This is a genomic window from Anaeromyxobacter soli (assembly GCF_022808855.1).
In the GTDB taxonomy this organism is placed as follows: domain Bacteria; phylum Myxococcota; class Myxococcia; order Myxococcales; family Anaeromyxobacteraceae; genus Anaeromyxobacter; species Anaeromyxobacter soli.
This window is the reverse complement of the sequence record NZ_JAKZLF010000001.1, coordinates 365,869-383,916: the sequence shown is the minus strand read 5'-3', so window position 1 is coordinate 383,916 and position 18,048 is coordinate 365,869. Positions and strand designations below refer to the sequence as shown.

The following is an 18,048-nucleotide window of genomic DNA, read 5'->3' as shown; positions in this document are numbered from 1 at the left end:
GACGAGCCATGTTCGCGACGACGATTCGCTTCACCCTGCCGGCGGACACGGACTGGGAGCGGCTCCGGCAGATCGCGATCCGGCGCGCGTTCGATCTGTATCGCGGGATGCCTGGGCTCCACGCGAAGGCGTTCATCTTCGCGCCGGAGCGGGGCGAGTACGGCGGCAACTACGTGTGGGAGACGCAGGACGACGCCGAGGCGTTCCTGCGCTCCGACGCCTGGCGCACGGCGATCTCGATGTACGGGGAGCCGCGCGTCGAGCGCGCGGAGATCTGCGCGTACGTCGAGGACGGCGACCTGGTGTTCCCGCCGGACTACGACCTCATGCCCTCCGTGTCGCAGGGCGAGGGCGCCTCACCGAGCCCCCCGGCCTGACCCGCGTCCGGGAGGGTTCACCAGAGCTCGGCGAGCAGGTCGCGCCACGCCGCGCGCTCGCGGGCGGGCTCGACGAGCGGGCGCGCGCGCTCCACGCCGGCCCGGAGGGCGGCCGCGAGCGCGGCGTCCTCCTCCGCGCGGAGGAGCAGCTCCGCGAGCGCGCCGGCGTCGCCGACCGGGAAGAACCCGGGGTAGTCCGGGCCGAGCACGCCCACCGACCCGTCCACGCGCGTGGAGAGCACCGGTACGCGCGACGCGAGCGCCTCCGATACGGCGTTCGAGCCACCCTCGAGCCGCGAGGTCACGAGGAGCAGCGCGCTGCCGGCGAGCGTGGCGAGCGCGTCGGAGCGGCGGCGCTCGCCGAGCCAGCGGTAGCGGCCGTTCTCCTCCGTCTCGAGCCGGGCGCGCGTGTCCGCGCCCGGGTCGAGCGCGGCGCCGAGGTGGACGAGCTCGACGCGAGAGCGGGCCGGGAGGCGCCGCACCGCGTCCGCGGCGAGGAACGCGTTCTTCACCGCGCGGATGTGCGCGAGCAGGCAGACCCTGAACACGCCGGGCGGCGCCGGCGCCGGCCTGGCGGGGTGCGCCGACTGGAAGATCGTGCGCGCCTTGTGCCGGACCTCGGGCGGCAGCGCCTCCATCCCGAGCGGCTGGAGAAGGGTGAGGCGCGTCGCGAACTCGAGCGAGCGGCGGGCGAGGGGCGACGCGGGGAGATCCTGGTACAGGTCCGTCCCGGCGAGCCCGACGACGAGCGGCGCGTCGGGCCGGGCTTCCCGGTAGCGCACGACGGACGGGTGGCTCTTCGTGGCGTGGAGCGCGACGAGGAGGTCGCACCGCTGGCCCGTCCAGGCCTCGGCGAGCCCGACGTGGTGGCCGAGCGCGCGGAGCTGCCCGGCCCAGCGCAGCGCGGTGACGCGGTTGCCCTTGTGCGAGCCGCGCGGGGCTGGGGTGGTGACGAGGATGTTCACGGTGTCCGTCGCCTCGGGGATGCCGTCATGCGGCGCACGTGCGGAATCCGGCCCAGAGGTCGCGTCGATCGGGCGTGTAGAAGTTGCGGAAGGTGTTCGAGACGAGGCGCGCCGGGGTGGCGAAGCTGCCGCCGCGCAGCACCTTGTGCGTGCCGAACCAGGGCTGAGAGTACTCGCGATACGGGTCGGGCGCGAAGCCGGGGTAGGGCACGAAGTCGCTCGCCGTCCACTCCCAGACGTTCCCCACGAGCTGCCGGCAGCCGAAGGCGCTGTCTCCCGCGGGGAGCGCCGCGACGTCCACGGCGTGCAGCCGGCGGGCGCCGAGGTGCGCGCGCCGGGGGTCGGGCGGCGCGTCGCCCCACGGGAAGCGCCGCTTCGTGCGCGAGAGGTGCCCGTCGGGCCCGGGCTCGCCCGCGGCGGCCGCCTCCCACTCGGCCTCGCTCGGGAGCCGCCGCCCGGCCCAGCGGCAGAAGGCCTCCGCCTCGAACCAGCTGACGTTCACCATCGGTCGATGCGGCTCCAGCGGCACCCAGCGGTCGAAGTCGCGCCGGACGAGCTGCCCGTCCCTGCGCTCCCAGTAGGCGGGCCCGTCCACCCCCGCCGCCGAGCGCCAGCGCCAGCCCGCCTCGCTCCACGCCTCGCGCCGGCGGTAGCCGCCGTCCTCCACGAACTCGGCGAAGCGGGCCTGCGTGACGGGCGCCCGGGAGATCCGGAAGGGCGCGAGCTCGACGGGGTGCGCCCACTTCTCGTTGTCGAACACGAAGCCGTCCCCGCGCTCGGCGCCGAGCCGGAGCTCGCCCCCCGGCACGGCGACGTCCCCCGGCAGATCGCCGGTCTCCCGGGGCGCCGCGGGCGCCTCGCCGGAGAGCGGAGGCGGTGCGTACCCGAGCGTCTGTCGCGTGAAGGCCATCGCCTCGAAGTGCATGTCCTCGTGGAAGACGCTCAGCGCGACGAAGTAGGGGTCCGCCTCGCCGCGCGCGGCGAGCGTCGCCACGCGCGTCTCGACGTCCCGCAGGTAGGCCGTGGTCTCGGCGAAGCCGGGCAGGGGGAGGTCCCAGCGCGTGTCGTGCGCGACGGCGGACGAGTCGTAGAGGGCGTCGGCGTCGGCGCGGAGGGGCGCGCTGCCGGCCGCGTGGCGCAGCACCCAGCGCTCCTGGAACCAGGCGACGTGCCCGAGCTCCCACAGGGGCGGGTTCACGATGGCGAGCCGCGGCCCGAGGAGCTGCGCCTCGGACAGCGCCGACGCGAGCTCCAGGGTGCGACGCCTGGCTTCGGCGATGGATCCGACGAGCCGGTGCGTCCTCATCCGGGAGATGTAGCGCGCCTGTGGCCGCCGGGCTCGGAGAGCCCTCGCTTGGGGTCAGGCGAGCAGGAGCCTGCGCCACGCGTCCGCGAGCCAGACCTCGAACCGCTCCGGCGACCAGCCCCGATCGCCGACGAGCAGGAGGTACAGCTCGGGCGCGTTCGTCGCCCAGATGATGTCCGCCGCCTCGTCCACGCCGAGCGCGGGCCGGAGCGCACCGGTCTCGGCGAGATGCGCGGCGAGCAGGCGCATGTTCCGCGCGCGGCGCGCCGAGATCTCGCTCCAGAGCTCGGCCACCTCGGGGTGCGCGGCCGCGGCCGCCTGGATCGCGCGCACGAGCGGCGCGAGCCGCTCGTGGATGCGCCGGATCGCGGCGGCGTAGAGGGCGAGCTTGCGGGCGGGGTCCGGCTCCGCCTGGATCGCGCGCACGTAGTCCCGCTGCTCCGCCGGCACGGGCGCGTCGACGCCGGAGATCGCGCGCTCGAGCAGGAGCCGCATGAGCGCGGGCTTCCGCCCGACCGAGGCGTAGACCGTGTCGAGCGCGACCCCGGCCTCGCGGGCGACGTCCGCCATCGCGGTCGCGCCGTAGCCGCGGCTCGTGAACAGCCGCTGGGCCGACTCGAGGATGTCGTGCCGGGTCCGCTCCGCGGCCTCGCGGCGACGCGTCGCGTCGTAGCGCCTGCGCTTGCGCCGAGGTCCCATCGTCACTACCTCGAATATTAATCCGAGGTCGCTTCGGATGAAAGGAAGGCGCTCCCATGGCGTACGCGTTCACGCAGGACGTCCCCATCGGCATGGAGGTCTACCGGCAGATCCGCGCGGAGCTCGGCGACCGGCCGCCGCCCGGGCTCGTCGTGCACGTGGTGATCGAGCTGGAGAAGGGCCTCCGCTACCTCGACGTGTGGGAGTCGCAGGAGGCGTACCGACGCTTCGTCGAGACGACCCTCCACCCGATCGTCGCGCGCGTGCTCGCGCGGGCAGGCGTCGCGCGCGCGGGGGAGCCCACGACCCAGCCGATCACCGTGCGGGAGGTCTGGGCCGGCGCGCCGCTCCCGGCCTGACCCGCCCGCGGCGATCACGCCGGCCTCTCGAGTGACTCCGCGAGCGCGAGCAGGAGCGCCGCCCCATCCCCACGCCAGGCGGCCCCGTGCATGCACGCGAGCGTGCGCGGTGAGGTCGCCGCGAGCCGCTCGAGCGTGGCGCGCGTCGCGGGGGCGTGCGCCCAGTAGTCGAGCGCGGCGCGCAGCGCCTCGGAGGGCCCGAGGATGTCCTCCTCGGTGAGCGGAGGGGGGCTCGCGCCTGGCTGGGTGAAGAGGTCGCCGCAGAGGAGCGTCCGCGTGGTCGTCTCCGAGAGGAACCCGCAGTCCCAGCCGTGAGGCACGTGGGGCGCGTCGTGCCACACCACCTCGTGACGGCCGAGCGACAGCCGCTCGCCGTCGGGGAGCGGGCGCGGCGGGCGGATCGCGAGGTCGCCGACCGAGGTCATCGCGCCGATCGTGCTGCAGGCAGCCTCTGCCTGCGGGGCCGCGGCGAGGAGCTCGTTCAGCGCGCCACACTCGTCCTGCTCGAAGTGCGAGAAGGCGATCCAGCGGAGCCGCTCGACGGGCATGACCCGGGCGATCGCGGCGCGGACCGCCGGGAAGAGCCGGCGGAGGCCGGTGTGGAACAGGAGCGGCGCGTCGTCCACCACGAGGTACTGATTGAAGGTGAAGCCGCCCGGAATGGCCGGGACGGAGGTGCTGATCCGGTGGATGCCGTCCGCGATCTCGTCGATGCGGGTCTCGAGCTCGCTCATCTCGCGCTCCCCCTCGCCGCCGCCTCGCGGCGGCCGCTCATGGTCGCGGAGCGAGGCGTCGCTCGGTGGACGCGTAATGGCGCGCGCCCGTGCGAGCACGGTCGAGGCGCCTCGTTTCGCTCGGGGGGCGGAGCCCCGGACGCGCCGGAGGGTCCGCAGGGAGCCGCCGCTCTCCGGAGGGGGCTCGCCGTCCGGTCTCCACCGGGGACCTGGCCGGCGGGCGGACGGTCCGGCGATCGGATGAGGACCGCAGGCCGGCCCGCGTCGCCGCGAGCCGGCCTGCGCCTCGTTCGTGGGCTACGGCACCACGTTCACGTCGTCGTTGCCGGCGATCGCCTGCCCCAGGTAAGTGCGCCCCTGGAGCGCCGCGGACGTGGACGTCGTCGTGAGCTGGAGCGCCTCGGTCTGGACCTGCACGACGAGGTCCAGGAGCCCGTCACCGTTCACGTCCTCGGCGGACGCGGAGGGCGTCCCGTTGCCGCGCAGGACGATGGGCGAGCTCGCGAGCGTCACGGTGAGCGGATCCACCGTCGTCGCGTCGAACATCGGGCTGCTGAGGATGGCGACCGGCACGACGCCGTTCGAGCCGAGGTTGATGCTGTTCGGGGAGCTGCCCGGCTTGATGTCCACGCCGACGATGATCGTGCTCGCGGAGGGGAGGACCGAGATCGACCCGATCGTGATGATGTTGTTGCCGTTGTTCGACTCCGCGACCCGGTTGTCCCAGTCGATGAGGCCGATCACGGGCCACGAGAGCGGCACGAAGTCCGCGGGGAGGGGCGTCGGGATGGTCAGCGTGACCTGTGCCCCCGCGGCGAGGCCGGGCACGGAGACGTAGCCGAGCCACCAGTCGTCGTCCGACTCGTCGCAGGTGGTGCGGCGCGTGCAGACGTTGCCGTCGCGCGTGAGCACGATGCTCACGCTGAACGCCTTCGAGTCCCCGGCGCCCTGGTTCACGATGGTGACGGTCACCGGGACCGTGTCGCCCTGCGCGGCCGAGGCGGGGAACGAGACCGGCCCGAAGGTCAGGTCCGGCAGGCCGATGGTGAGCGGCCGGGAGGTGGAGTTGTTGGACTCGTCGCTCTCCGGGACCGCCCCGGTGCCGTCGGCGGTGGCGCGAATGAGGTACGAGCCCTCCGTGAGGTTGGACGGGAGCGTGTAGGTGGTGCTCACCGTCTGCTGCCCGCCGGCCGCGAGCGCGCCGACCTGGAAGTTGCCGAGCGACACCAACATCGTGCCGGTGCTGGCAGAGACGAGGGTGAGCGAGAGGGCGGACGGATTCGCGTTCCCTGCCCCCTGGTTCACGACCGTGGCGCTCACGGTGATCGTCTGGAGCGTGCCGGCGGCGGACGGCGCCGCGACGGAGGAGACGGCGAGATCGGGGGCGTTGACCTGGATCGCCACCGCGGCGGTGTCGTTCGCCGGATTCGGGTCGAGCACGCCGGCGGCGGAGGCCGCCCTGACGATGAGGTACGCGGGGCCGGAGACGGCGGCGGCGTAGGCGGAGACCGTGCAGTTCGCCGTCAGCGTCTGCTCGGCGCCGGGGTCGAGGGTCGCGAGGGCGGAGGTGCAGGTCTGCACGTCGTTGGAGGAGAGGACCGGATCGCTGGAGAGGTAGCCGTACAACCAGACGTACCCCTGCGCGCCCGGGCCGACGTTCCGGACGGTCACCGCGTAGGAGAGCTGCTGCAGGGTGCTCGCGGCCGCCGGGGCCACGATCCCGGTCACCGCGAGATCCGAGCTCATGGCCTGGAAGCTCTGCAGCCGATCGTTGCCGGAGTCGGCGACGACGACGCGGGCCCCGCCCCGGTCGAACGCGATGCCCGAGGGCGACGCGAGCTGGCCCGCCTCCGCGCCCGGCGTGCCGAACGCGGTCTCGAAGGCGCCGGACGGCGCGAAGACCTGCACGCGGGCGTTGCCGCTGTCCGCCACGTAGACGTTGCCGCCGGCGTCCACCTCCACGCCGGTGGGCCGCTGGAGCTGCCCCTCGGCGGTGCCGGTCCCGCCGAAGTCGAAGACCCCGTTCCGCGAGGCGACGATCCGGTCGTTCCCGGTGTCCGCGACGTAGATCGAGCCGTCGGGGCCGAGCGCGATGTCGGTCGGGGAGTCGTACTGGCCCGGTCCGCTGCCGTGGCCGCCGTTCGGGACCGGCGGGAAGTCCTGTCCGTAGTCGGCGAGCATCATGACCGCGATGCGGTGATTCCCGGTGTCCGCGACGTACAGGAACATGTCGTCGCACGCGACGCCGTGCGGAGCGTTCATGCCCCCGTACACGGCGGAAAGGTTCCCGGCCGTGTCGAACACCTGGACGCGGTTGTTGTTCGTGTCGGCGACGAAGACGGTCGGCTCGCAGACGGCGATGCCGGTCGGGCCGTCGAGCTGCCCGTTCGCGCTGCCGAGGCTCCCCCACGCGCGCAGGAACTGGCCGTCGCGCGAGAAGACCTCCACGCGCGCGTTGGCGGTGTCGGTCACGTAGACGTTGCCGGCGCTGTCCACCGCCGCGCCCGAGGGCGCGTCGAGCTGGCCCGCGCCCGCGCCGGAGCTGCCGATCTGGGCGATGAAGTCGCCGGGCGCCGCGGAGGCGGTGCCGGCGAGCGCCAGCGCCGCGAGGTAGACCATCCATCGAGAGCTCATCGTCGAGACCCCTTTCGCGCGCCGCCCTTGCGGCGCCTGCCGACGTTCACGGTCGGTGTCCGGCGTATACCGTACCTGCTCTCACGGACGCCTACCCCGAATGCGTTTGCTGTAGGTCAATGTTCTCGGAAAGTGCGGCGAAAGGCCGCGGCGTCCCGAGGCGCGACCCTTGCCGCCGGACAACCGCTGGAAGAAGGCGGGCGAGCGCTCGACAGAGCAGGGTGGCCGCCCGATCAGGCAGGCGCCCGTTCCCGCGCCCGTTGCCCTTGCGCCGCGCGCGTCGAGTCGCCACGGTTCGGCGAAGGGGGCGACGAACCGTGATCCAGCAGCAGGAAGCTCAACCGGGGGCCGAGACCTCGACCGCCGGAGTCGAGGAGCACGAACCGCGCCTCGACCCCCGAGCGAGCGTGCTCGTGGTGGAGGACGAGCACGAGCTGCGCGAGCTCATCGCGCGCTGGCTCGAGAGCAAGAGCTACCACGTGGTCGAGGCGGCCGACGGGCAGGACGCGGTCGAGCTGCTCGAGGCGGGCCTCGAGCCCGACGTGATCCTGCTCGACCTGACGATGCCGCGGATGGACGGTCGGGCCTTCCTGGACTGGCTCCGCTCGGAGCCCAAGCACCGCGACCGACGGGTGATCGTCGCGAGCGCCTACCTCGAGGACGAGCCGGCCCTCGACGCGGACCGGACCTTCGCGAAGCCGTTCCGGCCCGACCTGCTCGAGCGCGAGCTCGCGCGGCTCGTCTCCGGAGATTGAAGCCCGCTACCCGAGATACGCCGCGAGCAGCCGCTCGTCGCGGCGCAGCTCGGCGGGGGTGCCCTCGATGGCGATGCGGCCGCGCTCCATCACGTAAGCGTAGTCGGCCACCTCGAGCGCCGTCTTCGCGAACTGCTCGACGAGCAGCATCGTCATGCCCTCCGCCTTGAGCTGGCGGATCGTGCGGAAGACCTCCTGCACGATCACCGGCGCGAGCCCCATCGAAGGCTCGTCGAGCAGCATCACCTTGGGCCGTGCCATCAGGGCCCGGCCGATGGCGAGCATCTGCTGCTCGCCGCCCGAGAGGGTCCCGGCGAGCTGCCTGCGCCGCTCGCGCAGGCGCGGGAAGAGCCCGTACACGCGCTCGAGATCGGCCGCCGCCCGGCCGCGGAAGCCGAAGAAGCGCGGCAGCCGGCCGTAGGCGCCGAGGAGCAGGTTGTCCTCCACGCAGAGCGTGCCGAACACCTTGCGCCCCTCCGGCGCGTGCGCGAGCCCGAGCCGGGCGATCCGCGACGCCGGGAGGCCGCCGACGGGCTCCCCGTCGAGGAGCACGCGGCCGCGCGCCGGCCGGATGAGCCCCGAGATGGCGCGCATCGTCGTGGTCTTGCCCGCGCCGTTCGCGCCGATGAGCGCGACCACCGTCCCGGGCTTCACGGCGAGCGAGGTCCCGAGCAGCACCTCGCTCAGGCCGTACCCCGCGTACACGTCCTCCACGAGCAGCATCGCGCTCTCCCTCACGAGATCCGTGCGCCGGCGGGCGGCGCGGGCAGGGCGGCGTCCCCGACGTTGCCGAGGTAGGCCTCGATGACCTTGGGGTGGCGCTTCACCTCGTCGGGCGAGCCCTCCGCGATGAGCTTGCCGCCGTCGAGCGCGGTCACCACGTCGCAGAGCTGCGTCACCACGTCCATGTGGTGCTCGATGAGCACGATGGTCACGCCGCGCTCGCGGATCCGGCGGATGACCTCCACCTGCTTCACCACGTCCGGGTGGGCGAGGCCGGCGGCGGGCTCGTCGAGGATGAGGACCTCGGGCTTCCGCGCGAGGGCCCGGGCCATCTCGAGGAAGCGCTGCGCGCCGTAGGTGAGGTCCTTCGCGGGGGTGCGCGCCTGCTCCCGCAGCCCGACGAGCTCGAGCAGCGCCAGGGCGTCGGCGCGCGCGCGCCGGTCCTCCGCGCGGCCGAGGCCGAGCAGCACGAACGGCAGGGGGGCCCGGTACACGCCCGTGAGCGCGACCATCACGTTCTCGAGCGCGGTGAGCCCGGTGAAGAGCTGGAGGTTCTGGAACGTGCGGGCGACGCCCGCCCGGGCGACGCGGACGAGGCTGCCGTGGGGGAGCGGGCTGCCCCTGAGCAGCGCCTCGCCCGAGGTCGGCGTGTAGAGGCCGGAGATCACGTTCACGAGCGTGCTCTTGCCGGAGCCGTTCGGGCCGATGAGGCCGTGGACGTGCCCGGCGCGCACCGCGAGGGAGACGCCGTCGACCGCCTTCACGCCGCCGAAGTGCCGCCGGAGGTCGCGCAGCTCGAGGAGCACGGCGCCGTCGGCGAGCCGGGCCGGGAGGACCTCGTCGAGGGGCGAAGGGGGCGGGAGCGGCGGCGGGGCGATGCGGAGGAGCTGCGCGAGGAAGCGGGTGGCGAAGCCCATGAGCCCCTCGGGCAGCCCCACCACCACCGAGAACAGCATCAAGGCGAAGATCGCCTTGCGCCAGTCCTCGGTGTTCTCGACGACGAGCCCGCCCACCACGAGCGCGGAGGTCGCGACCACCGGGGCGATCGCCTGGAACGGCCGCATCGTGCGCCGGAAGAGCCCGCGCGCGCCCGCGGCGAGGGCGACGGCGAGCCCGAGCGCGGAGAACGCCTGGAAGAGCGTCCGGTTGGAGAGCAGGTTCGGGAGGAGCGCCACGAGCGAGGCGCCCACGAACGCGCCCCACAGGCTCTTCCTCCCGCCGAGCACGACCCCGAGCAGCAGGATCACCGTGAGCTCGTACACGAAGCTCTGCGGCTGGAGGTACTGGAAGTTGAACGCGTAGAGCGCGCCCGCGAGGCCGCCGAGCCCGGAGCCGAACGCGAACGCGGCGACCTTGTGGCGGTAGGTGCCGACGCCCATCGCGTCGGTGGCGATGGGGCTGTCTCGCAGCGCCTCGAACGCGCGGCCCCACTGCGACGAGAGCAGGTTCCGCATCGCGATCCAGACCATCGCGAGGAGCGCCACGCACATCCAGTAGAACGCGCGCGCCCCGAGGGCGTGGCCGAGGAGCGGCGGGCGGGAGAGGCTGAAGCCCTGGGCGCCCTGCGTCAGCCACTCGAGCTCGTTCAGGGCGGTGGTCGCGAGCGCCGTGAAGCTCAGGGTCGCGAGCGCGAACTGCGGCCCCTCGAGCCGGAGCGCCGGGAGCGCGAGGAGCGCGCCGAGCACGAAGCACACGGTGGGCGCGACGAGGAGCGCGCCGACCAGGCCCAGGCCGGTGTGGGTGACGACGATCGCGGCGGCGTACGCGCCGAGGCCGAGGAACGCCGCCTGGGCGAGGTTCACCTGGCCGAGGTAGCCGACCGTGACGTCGAGGCCGATGAGGAGGATGCCGTAGATGGCGAGGAGCATGAGGAGCCCGAGCGCGTACGGGCTCGCCACGGCGAGGGGGAGCGCCGCGAGGGACGCGAACAGCAGGAGCTCGGCACCGCGGACGAGGAACAGCCGTTTCCACATGGCGCGAGCGCTCCCGTCAGACCTTGCGGATGGCGGCCTTGCCGAACACGCCGGTGGGGCGCACGGCCAGGGCCAGGATGAGGAGGACGAGGCCGGGCGCCTCGCGCCAGCCGCTCCCGACGTAGAAGCTCGCGAGCGTCTCGAGGGCGCCGAGGAACATCCCGACGAGCACCACGCCGAACCCGGAGTCGAGGCCCGCCACCACCGCCACCGAGAACGCCTTCAGCACGAGCGCCGAGGCCATCGTCGGCCCGACCGTGGTGATGGGCGAGACGAGGATGCCGGCGAGGGCGGCCACCGCGCCGGACAGCGCGTACGAGAGCATCACCGTCCGCTTCGCGGAGATGCCCATGAGCTCCCCGGCGTCGCGATCCACCGACACCGCCTCGAACGCCTTCCCGAGCAGGGTCCGGCGCTTGAGGAGCTCGATGAGGCCCATCACGGCGAGGACGCCGACCGCGACCGACAGCTCGAGCGGCGTCACGTCCACGCCGAGCACGTGGATGGAGTCGGAGGGGATGGGCGTCGGGAACGGCCGGTCGTCGCGGCCCCAGATGTTCTCCGCGGCCGAGAAGAAGAACAGGCCGAGGATGATGGTGAGCAGGATCCAGCCCTCGCTCTTCTGCTCCAGCGCGAGCCGCACGCCGGCGCGCTCGACCACGAGGCCGAGCGCCGCGCCGAAGAGGAGGCCGGCGGGGAGCACGAGCCAGTAGGAGAGGCCCAGGTCCAGGAGCGTGAGGCTGAAGAACGCCGACACCATCACGAGCTCGCCCTGCCCGAAGTTGATGCTCTTGCTCGTGGCGTAGGTGAGCTGGAAGCCGTAGGCGATGAGGGCGTAGACGAGGCCCATCAGCGCCCCGCTGATGGCCATCTGGGCGACGATCGAGGCGGGCACGGGCGCGGGATCCGAGGTGCGGGGAGGAGACCGGAGGAGAACGAAGAGAACGGGGGAGGGGAGGAGGGCGGCCCTCCTCCCCCTCGCCGGAGGCTACATGTTGCCGTTCTTCTGCAGGCGGGCGCGATCGCGCTCGTTCGCGAACACGACGCGGCCGTCCTGGATCATCCCCATCACGACCTGCTCGCGGCGGAACGCCTCGTGGGTCTCGACGTTCGACGGATCCCACTTCGAGTAGGGCTTCTTCCAGGTGGCGATGACGCCGCTCACCGGCTCCGTCAGGTCCTCGAGCGCCTCGCGGATCTTCTGGCTGTCGGTGCTCTTCGCCTGCTTGACCGCCGCGGCGAACATGTACACCGCGTCGTAGCCCTGCGCGGCCGACACGGGGGAGGGGATGCGCGTGACGCCGTAGGCCTTGTGGTAGGCCGCGATGAAGGCCTTGGCCTTCGGGGTGATGGGCTCCTCGATGAACGTCTGCGGCATGAGCGTGCCGTTGCCGTTCTTGCCGGCGTTGTCGATGAAGTTCGACATGGAGAGCGTCCAGCCGCCGATGAGCGGCACCTTCATGCCGAGCTTGGCCATGCCGTTCGCGACGGCCGCCATCTCGGGCCCGATGCCCCAGATCAGGATCGCCTGGGCGCCGCCGGCCTTCGCGCGGAGGAGCTGGGCGGTCATGTCCTTGTCGCCGATGTTGAACTTCTCGGTGGCGACCACCTGGAGCTTGTCGCCCTGCAGCTTCATCTGGCGGACGAGGTCGTCACGGCCGGAGACGCCGTAGTTCGTCGCGTCGTGCAGCAGCGCGACCTTCGTGTACTTCCGGTTGACCGCCTCCTCGACCACCATGGCCGCCTGGATGCCGTCGTGCGCCGCGAAGCGGAACATCGAGAGCGTCTTCGGGCCCTCTGCGCCCTTCGCCCACTGGGTCATCGAGGCGGAGCCCGCCGCAGGGGTGATGATCTTCACGATGCCCCGGTCCTGGAGGTGCTTGTCGCCCGCGAGCACCACGCCCGTGTTCACGGAGCCGATGACGCCGGAGAGGTCCGGCATGGCGGCGAGCTCCTGGGCGATGAGCGCCCCGCGCTCGTTCTTCGCCTCGTCGTCGCGCTCGACGGCCTCGATCTTGAGCTTCTTGTCGCCGACCTGGATGCCGCCCGCGGCGTTGATCTCGGCGATGGCGAGCTTGGCGCCGTCGCGCATGGACGCGCCCATCGGGGCGGAGCCGCCGGTGAACGGGCCGGTGACGGCGATCTTCACGGAGTCGGCGGCGGAGACCGGGAGGGAGAGGGCGCAGAGCAGCAGCGTTCCGAAGAGCTTCGTCATGTGATCCCCTGGAGCGGGTGAACGCGAGGAGCGCAAAAAACGGGTTCGGGAGACGCAAATCCAGCAGCGGCGCGGTACGGTAACACGAAAGATCCGCGGCGCGCGGGAGCGCGCAGCGGGTTCGACGAGGGATCGGAGCCTGGGAAAACGGCGAGGGATTCGAGCGTGAACACGGATGTTCTCGACGGATCGCGACGGCTCTGGACTCACGGTCGACCGCCGTGGCGGCCCATGGGTCGCGGGCGCCCCAGGGGAGGCGGGGCACGCGAATGCTGCGCGCAGGCGCGGGTGCGACGCGCATGAGCCTCGGTGAGGTCGCCCTGCTGTCGTCCGCCGCGTTCGTGGCCGGCGCGCTCAACGCGGTGGCCGGCGGCGGCAGCTTCCTCACGCTGCCGGCGCTCGTCCTCACCGGAGCGGCACCGCTCGCCGCGAACGCCACCGGCACCTTCGCGCTCCTGCCGGGCTACCTGTCGGGCACCTGGGGCTTCCGGGAGGAGCTACGCCCGCCCCCGGGGCTGTCGTTCCCGGCGCTCCTCGCGCTCGGCGCGGCGGGGGGCGCGCTCGGCGCGGCGCTCCTCCTCCTCACGCCGGCGCCCGCGTTCCGCCGCATCGTCCCGTGGCTGCTCCTCGCCGCGACCGCCCTCTTCGCCGCCGCGCCGCGGCTCCTGCGCGCGGCGCGCGCGGGCGGCGGCGCCGGAGCGCGCGGAGCGGCGATGGGCGTGCTCGCGGTCTCGGTCTACGGCGGGTACTTCAACGGCGGGCTCGGCGTGCTGCTCCTCGCGCTGTTCGCGGTGCTCGGGCAGACGAACCTGAACGCGATGAACGGGCTCAAGAACCTCCTCTCCGCGGTCCTCTCCGCGATCGCGGTGGGCCTCTACGCCTTCGGCGGGATCGTCCTGTGGCGCGAGGGGGCGCTCATGATGGTGGGCTCGATCGCGGGCGGCTACCTGGGAGCGCGAGCCGCTCGCAGGGTCCCGGGCGCGTGGCTGCGCGGAGGGATCGTGGCGACGGGCCTCTTGATGGCGGCGCTCTTCTGGCTGCGCGCCTGAGGGCGCCGCCGCCCGCACCGGAGCACGCGCGCCGGTCAAACATCCGGAGCCGGTGAAGTGCGCTCGGGGCACGGAGCACGAGCACGCCATCGAGGCTCCGTGCAATCACGGACACCGCGGCGACCTCGCCCATCGAGGCTACGGGCGATCACGGACACGGCGCCCGATCTCGCCCACCCGGGCGCCCGGAGCGTGCCCGGTCCGTTCGTTCGGTGGGCGATCTCTCGGCCGGCACCCAGCGTCCGCTTACGACCCAACCAACCGATGACGCGACCTGGTCTCGCTCCGGGCGCCGATACATGCGTGGGCCACACCGCGCGGCGCTCCGCCGCGGGAGTTCCCTGCGCGGCCGCCGCGCGGGCACGGGAGGTCCGGACATGGCGAACGTGATGGTGAAGCCCGATCGCGCCGAGGTTCCCCTGCTGACCCCGGAGCTGCTGGCTCCGCTCCGCGAGAAGCTGCGCGGCGCGCTCTGCCTCCGGGGCGAGCCGGGCTACGAGCAGGCGCGCACCCTGTGGAACGCCATGGTGGACAAGCACCCCGGCGCGGTGGTGCGCGCCGCCGGAGCGGCCGACGTCATGCGGACGGTAGACTTCGCGCGCGAGCACGGGGTCCTCTTGTCGGTGCGTGGGGGCGGGCACAACGTCGCCGGGAACGCGGTGTGCGAGGGCGGCCTCACCCTCGACCTCACGCCGATGAAGTCGGTGCGGATCGACGCCGCCCGGCGGACCGCGCGCGTCGAGCCGGGCGTCACCCTGGGTGAGTTCGACCGTGAGGCCCAGGCGTTCGGGCTCGTGACGCCGCTCGGCATCAACTCGACCACCGGGGTGGCCGGGCTGACGCTGGGGGGCGGGTTCGGCTGGACGAGCCGGAAGCTGGGGCTCGCGATCGACAACCTGCTCTCGGCCGACGTGGTCACCGCCGACGGCAGGCTCCTCCAGGCGAGAGAGGACGAGAACGCCGACCTCTTCTGGGCGATCCGCGGCGGCGGCGGGAACTTCGGCGTGGTGACGTCGTTCGAGTTCCGCCTCCATCCGCTCGGGCCGATGGTGCTCGCCGGGCTGGTCGTCCACCCGTTCTCCCGCGCGAAGGAGCTCCTGAAGGGCTATCGAGGCTTCGTCGCCGGCGCCCCAGACGACGTGACCGCCTGGGTGGTGATGCGCAAGGCGCCGCCGCTCCCGTTCCTCCCTCCGGAGGTCCACGGCAAGGAGGTCCTGGTGTTCGCCGCATGCTACGTGGGCGAGGTGCCGGAGGAGGGAGTGAAGGCGCTCGCTCCGCTCCGCGCCCTGGGGCAGCCCATCGCCGACGTGATCGGCCCCGCGCCCTTCGTGGCGTGGCAGACGGCCTTCGACCCGCTCCTCGCCCCCGGCGCCCGCAACTACTGGAAGTCCCACGACCTGCGCGAGCTCGACGACGCGGCGATCGACATCCTGCTGGACCACGTCCGGCGGCTGCCGTCTCCAGAGTGCGAGGTGTTCATCGGCACGCTCGGGGGCGCGATCAGCCGGGTGCCGGCGGAGGCCACCGCCTACTCGCGCCGTGACGTGCGCCTGTTCGTGAACGTCCACACCCGCTGGACCGACCGTGGCCAGGACGCGGAGTGCGTGCGCTGGACGCGCTCGCTCTTCGACGCGCTCACCCCGCACGCGACCGGCGGCGTCTACGTGAACTTCATGCCGGACGACGAGGCCCAGCGCGTGCAAGGCGCCTACGGCCCGAACTACGAGCGGCTCGCCAGGATCAAGGCGAAGTACGACCCAGACAACCTCTTCCGCCTGAACCAGAACATCCGCCCCGCCCCGTAGCGGCGCGGGCGGCGAGCACCGCGGGGACAGTGCACCACCGACGGCGCGTGCTGCCTCACCGAAATCCGGGTGCCTCGCTCGCGTGGCCCGCGCAAGATCCCACGGATCCGGCGGGATCCTGCGGATGGCAGGGGCTTCGCATTGAATCGCGCGAGCGCGGCACGCCGCCGTGCGAAGCGTCCCGGACGGACGAGGAGGCGAGCACATGCTGACCCGCATCGGAGGCACCGCGGCGCCCGGAGACTCGGTCGACCTCCTGCTCGAATGCCACGAGCGCATCCGCTCCTTCCTCGGCCTCGCGCGCCGGATCGCCGAGGCGGGTCCGGCCGAAGCAGCCGCGGTCCCCGAGGCGGCGGCCCGCGTGCGCCGCTACTTCACGCAGGCGCTGCCGCTCCACGCGCAGGACGAGGAGCGCTCGATCCTGCCGCGGCTGCGCGGGCGCGACCCGGCCGTGGATGCGGAGCTCGACACGATGACGCGGGAGCACGCCGAGCACGATGCGCCGCTCGCGATCCTCGTGGGCGCGTGCGAGGAGCTCGCGCGCGAGCCGGGCCGCCTGGCGGCGCTCGCGCCCGTCGTCGGCGCCGCCACGGCGGAGCTCGAGCGGCACTTCGTCGCGCACCTCGAGCGGGAGGAGAAGGTCATCTTCCCCGCCATGCGCCGGCTCCTCGAAAGGTCCGTGGACGGCGAGATCGTCCGGGAGATCCGCGCGCGCCGCGGCGTGGTCGAGCCGCCGGGCCCCGCTGCGCGCGCGGCGCCGCCGGCGCGGTAGTTCGCGTCCGGGGCGACGCCTCTCCTGCGGGATGCGCCGCGCGAGGCCGCAACGCATCTTCGCGCCGACAGGGCGAGGCGCGGAGGTGGTCATGGCGGGCGAAGGGGCCGTGCGGTCTTCGGCCGGGGATCGGGACGCTCCGCGGAGGAGGAGCGCCGCGCGCGCTCCTGGCGCTCGCGCTCCTCGGTCGCCGCGCCGGGCTCGGGCGGGGCTGCCCTCGCCGCGCCGGGACGGGGCAGCGCCGCGCCTGCGCCGAAGCTGGACGTCCCCTACGAGCCGAGCGCCCCCGAGGTGGTCGACCGGATGCTCGCGCTCGCGGACGTCCGGGCCGGGGACGTGGTCTACGACCTCGGCTGCGGCGATGGGCGGATCGTGATCGCCGCGGCGAAGCGCGGCGCCCGCGCGGTCGGCGTGGACCTCGATCCCCAGCGGATCCGCGAGGCGCGGGAGAACGCGCGCGCCGCGGGCGTCGAGGAGAAGGTGGAGCTCCGCGAGGGCGATCTCTTCGAGACCGACCTCGGGCCGGCGACGGTCGTGATGCTGTACCTGTGGCCCGAGGTGAACCTGCGGCTCCGGCCGAAGCTGCTCCGGGAGCTCCGGCCGGGCACGCGGGTCGTCTCCCACGCCCACGACATGGGCGACTGGGAGCCCCAGCGCACCGCCGTCGCCGGCGGCGCGCGGGTGTTCCTCTGGATCATCCCGGAGCGGCAGGTCCCTTGAAGCACGGCGTTCGGCTCGAAGCGCGGTCGCTGCCTTCGAGGCGCATGAGACCGGAGCCGAGACGGGCACCCGCAGCGAGGAGCGCCGAGGCGTACTGCTTCCGTACGCCGCAGGCGCGACGAGCGAGGACGCCCGTCGCAGGCCCGGTATCGTGCGCCGAGCACCTCACGCGAGGTTATGGAAAACCCGCTGGACGTCCTCGTCCTGCTCCAGCGCGTCCACCAGCTCGAGGACCTCCTTCGCCTGGTCCTCCGGGAGCTCGACCGGCGTCTGGGCCACGTACTCCGACTCGGCGGAGAGGAGGGGGAGCTTCCGCTCCTCGATGGCCGCCTGGAGCTGGCCGAAGCTCTCGAACGCGCTGCGGATGACGATCTGCTTCTCGCCCTTCTCGCCGGTCCCCTCGCCCATCTCCTCGAGGCCGTGATCGATGAGGTCGAGCTCGATCGCGTCGAGGTCGATCCCCTCGGGCGCGAGGCGGAAGACGCCCATCCTGCGGAACTGGAACGCCACGCTGCCGGTCGTGCCGAGGTTGCCGCCGTTGTTCTTGAAGTGCATCCGGACGTTCGCCACGGTCCGGACCACGTTGTCGGTGGCGGTCTCCACCATCACGGCGACGCCGTGCGGCGCGTAGCCCTCGTAGACGACCACCTCGTACGCCTGCTGGTCCTGGCCGCTCGCCCGCTTGATGGCGGCCTCGACCTTGTCCTTCGGCATGTTGGCGCCGCGGGCGTTCTGCAGCGCGCGCCGGAGCGCGGGGTTGTTGTCCGGGTTGGGCCCGCTCCCCTTCACGGCGATGGCGATGTCCTTGCTGATCCGGGTGAAGACCTTCGCCATCCGGTTCCAGCGGGCGAACATCGTGGCCTTGCGAGTCTCGAAGATGCGTCCCATGCGTCCCTCTCTCGGCGCGGGGCGAGGCCGTCCCTCGCGCCCCCGGACGGGCGGATATCTCACACGGCCACCCG

17 protein-coding genes are annotated in these 18,048 nt (G+C 73.2%); 7 read left to right on the top strand and 10 right to left on the bottom strand.

Annotated features, from left to right (window positions below; translation table 11 throughout):
• The first annotated feature begins 8 nt into the window (after positions 1 to 8).
• On the top strand, positions 9 to 377 hold the full coding sequence (locus MLV88_RS01625; protein ID WP_242333626.1) for a DUF4865 family protein: 369 nt from the start codon (positions 9 to 11) through the stop codon (positions 375 to 377).
• A 17-nt stretch (positions 378 to 394) separates the two neighbouring features.
• Here the strand turns inward: MLV88_RS01625 and senB are convergent, their stop codons facing one another.
• The 3 genes from senB to MLV88_RS01610 are packed head-to-tail and all read right to left on the bottom strand — an operon-like array spanning position 395 to position 3,347.
• Complete coding sequence (senB, locus tag MLV88_RS01620) at positions 395 to 1,342, bottom strand: selenoneine biosynthesis selenosugar synthase SenB (protein ID WP_242360028.1); 948 nt, start codon at positions 1,340 to 1,342, stop codon at positions 395 to 397.
• A 25-nt stretch (positions 1,343 to 1,367) separates the two neighbouring features.
• Entirely contained in the window at positions 1,368 to 2,648 is a 1,281-nt protein-coding gene (senA, locus tag MLV88_RS01615; protein ID WP_242360029.1) for a selenoneine synthase SenA, read from the bottom strand.
• A 54-nt stretch (positions 2,649 to 2,702) separates the two neighbouring features.
• A complete protein-coding gene (locus MLV88_RS01610) occupies positions 2,703 to 3,347 on the bottom strand; it encodes a TetR/AcrR family transcriptional regulator (protein ID WP_242360030.1) in 645 nt (214 codons plus the stop codon).
• Between the two features lie 56 nt (positions 3,348 to 3,403).
• On the opposite strand from MLV88_RS01610, the gene MLV88_RS01605 reads away from it, so the two are divergent.
• Positions 3,404 to 3,706, top strand: a complete 303-nt coding sequence (locus MLV88_RS01605) for a hypothetical protein (RefSeq protein ID WP_242360031.1) — start codon at positions 3,404 to 3,406, stop codon at positions 3,704 to 3,706.
• A 14-nt stretch (positions 3,707 to 3,720) separates the two neighbouring features.
• On the opposite strand, the gene MLV88_RS01600 is transcribed toward MLV88_RS01605, so the two are convergent.
• Positions 3,721 to 4,440 (bottom strand): oxygen-binding di-iron domain-containing protein, encoded by a 720-nt coding sequence (locus MLV88_RS01600; protein ID WP_242360032.1) that lies wholly within the window; start codon positions 4,438 to 4,440, stop codon positions 3,721 to 3,723.
• A 297-nt stretch (positions 4,441 to 4,737) separates the two neighbouring features.
• Positions 4,738 to 7,074, bottom strand: coding sequence for a CARDB domain-containing protein (locus tag MLV88_RS01595; RefSeq protein ID WP_242333609.1), 2,337 nt, complete (start codon positions 7,072 to 7,074; stop codon positions 4,738 to 4,740).
• Positions 7,075 to 7,391: 317 nt separating this feature from the next.
• Here MLV88_RS01595 and MLV88_RS01590 point away from each other — a divergent pair, with 317 nt between their 5' ends.
• Entirely contained in the window at positions 7,392 to 7,829 is a 438-nt protein-coding gene (locus MLV88_RS01590) for a response regulator (RefSeq protein ID WP_242333606.1), read from the top strand.
• 6 nt (positions 7,830 to 7,835) lie between these two features.
• On the opposite strand, the gene MLV88_RS01585 is transcribed toward MLV88_RS01590, so the two are convergent.
• From MLV88_RS01585 to MLV88_RS01570, 4 genes are all read right to left on the bottom strand, one after another.
• Positions 7,836 to 8,552: an ABC transporter ATP-binding protein gene (locus MLV88_RS01585; protein ID WP_242355700.1), complete on the bottom strand. Its 717-nt coding sequence runs from the start codon at positions 8,550 to 8,552 to the stop codon at positions 7,836 to 7,838.
• 11 nt (positions 8,553 to 8,563) lie between these two features.
• Positions 8,564 to 10,525 carry a branched-chain amino acid ABC transporter ATP-binding protein/permease gene (locus tag MLV88_RS01580; RefSeq protein ID WP_243336661.1) on the bottom strand — a complete coding sequence of 654 codons (1,962 nt, stop codon included), beginning with the start codon at positions 10,523 to 10,525 and terminating at the stop codon, positions 8,564 to 8,566.
• A 16-nt stretch (positions 10,526 to 10,541) separates the two neighbouring features.
• Complete coding sequence (locus tag MLV88_RS01575; RefSeq protein WP_242355701.1) at positions 10,542 to 11,420, bottom strand: branched-chain amino acid ABC transporter permease; 879 nt, start codon at positions 11,418 to 11,420, stop codon at positions 10,542 to 10,544.
• 93 nt (positions 11,421 to 11,513) lie between these two features.
• The gene (locus MLV88_RS01570) at positions 11,514 to 12,740 is read right to left on the bottom strand and encodes an ABC transporter substrate-binding protein (protein WP_242355703.1); all 1,227 of its coding nucleotides are present in this window, start codon (positions 12,738 to 12,740) and stop codon (positions 11,514 to 11,516) included.
• Between the two features lie 299 nt (positions 12,741 to 13,039).
• On the opposite strand from MLV88_RS01570, the gene MLV88_RS01565 reads away from it, so the two are divergent.
• The 4 genes from MLV88_RS01565 (at position 13,040) to MLV88_RS01550 (ending at position 17,086) form a co-directional block, all read left to right on the top strand.
• A complete protein-coding gene (locus MLV88_RS01565; RefSeq protein ID WP_242333590.1) occupies positions 13,040 to 13,789 on the top strand; it encodes a sulfite exporter TauE/SafE family protein in 750 nt (249 codons plus the stop codon).
• A 377-nt stretch (positions 13,790 to 14,166) separates the two neighbouring features.
• Positions 14,167 to 15,594, top strand: coding sequence for an FAD-binding oxidoreductase (locus MLV88_RS01560; protein WP_242333587.1), 1,428 nt, complete (start codon positions 14,167 to 14,169; stop codon positions 15,592 to 15,594).
• Between the two features lie 205 nt (positions 15,595 to 15,799).
• A complete protein-coding gene (locus MLV88_RS01555) occupies positions 15,800 to 16,366 on the top strand; it encodes a hemerythrin domain-containing protein (protein WP_242370590.1) in 567 nt (188 codons plus the stop codon).
• 303 nt (positions 16,367 to 16,669) lie between these two features.
• Positions 16,670 to 17,086, top strand: a complete 417-nt coding sequence (locus MLV88_RS01550; protein WP_242370589.1) for a methyltransferase domain-containing protein — start codon at positions 16,670 to 16,672, stop codon at positions 17,084 to 17,086.
• Between the two features lie 165 nt (positions 17,087 to 17,251).
• On the opposite strand, the gene MLV88_RS01545 is transcribed toward MLV88_RS01550, so the two are convergent.
• Positions 17,252 to 17,974 (bottom strand): YebC/PmpR family DNA-binding transcriptional regulator, encoded by a 723-nt coding sequence (locus tag MLV88_RS01545; RefSeq protein WP_242333578.1) that lies wholly within the window; start codon positions 17,972 to 17,974, stop codon positions 17,252 to 17,254.
• Between the last annotated feature and the right edge of the window lie 74 nt (positions 17,975 to 18,048).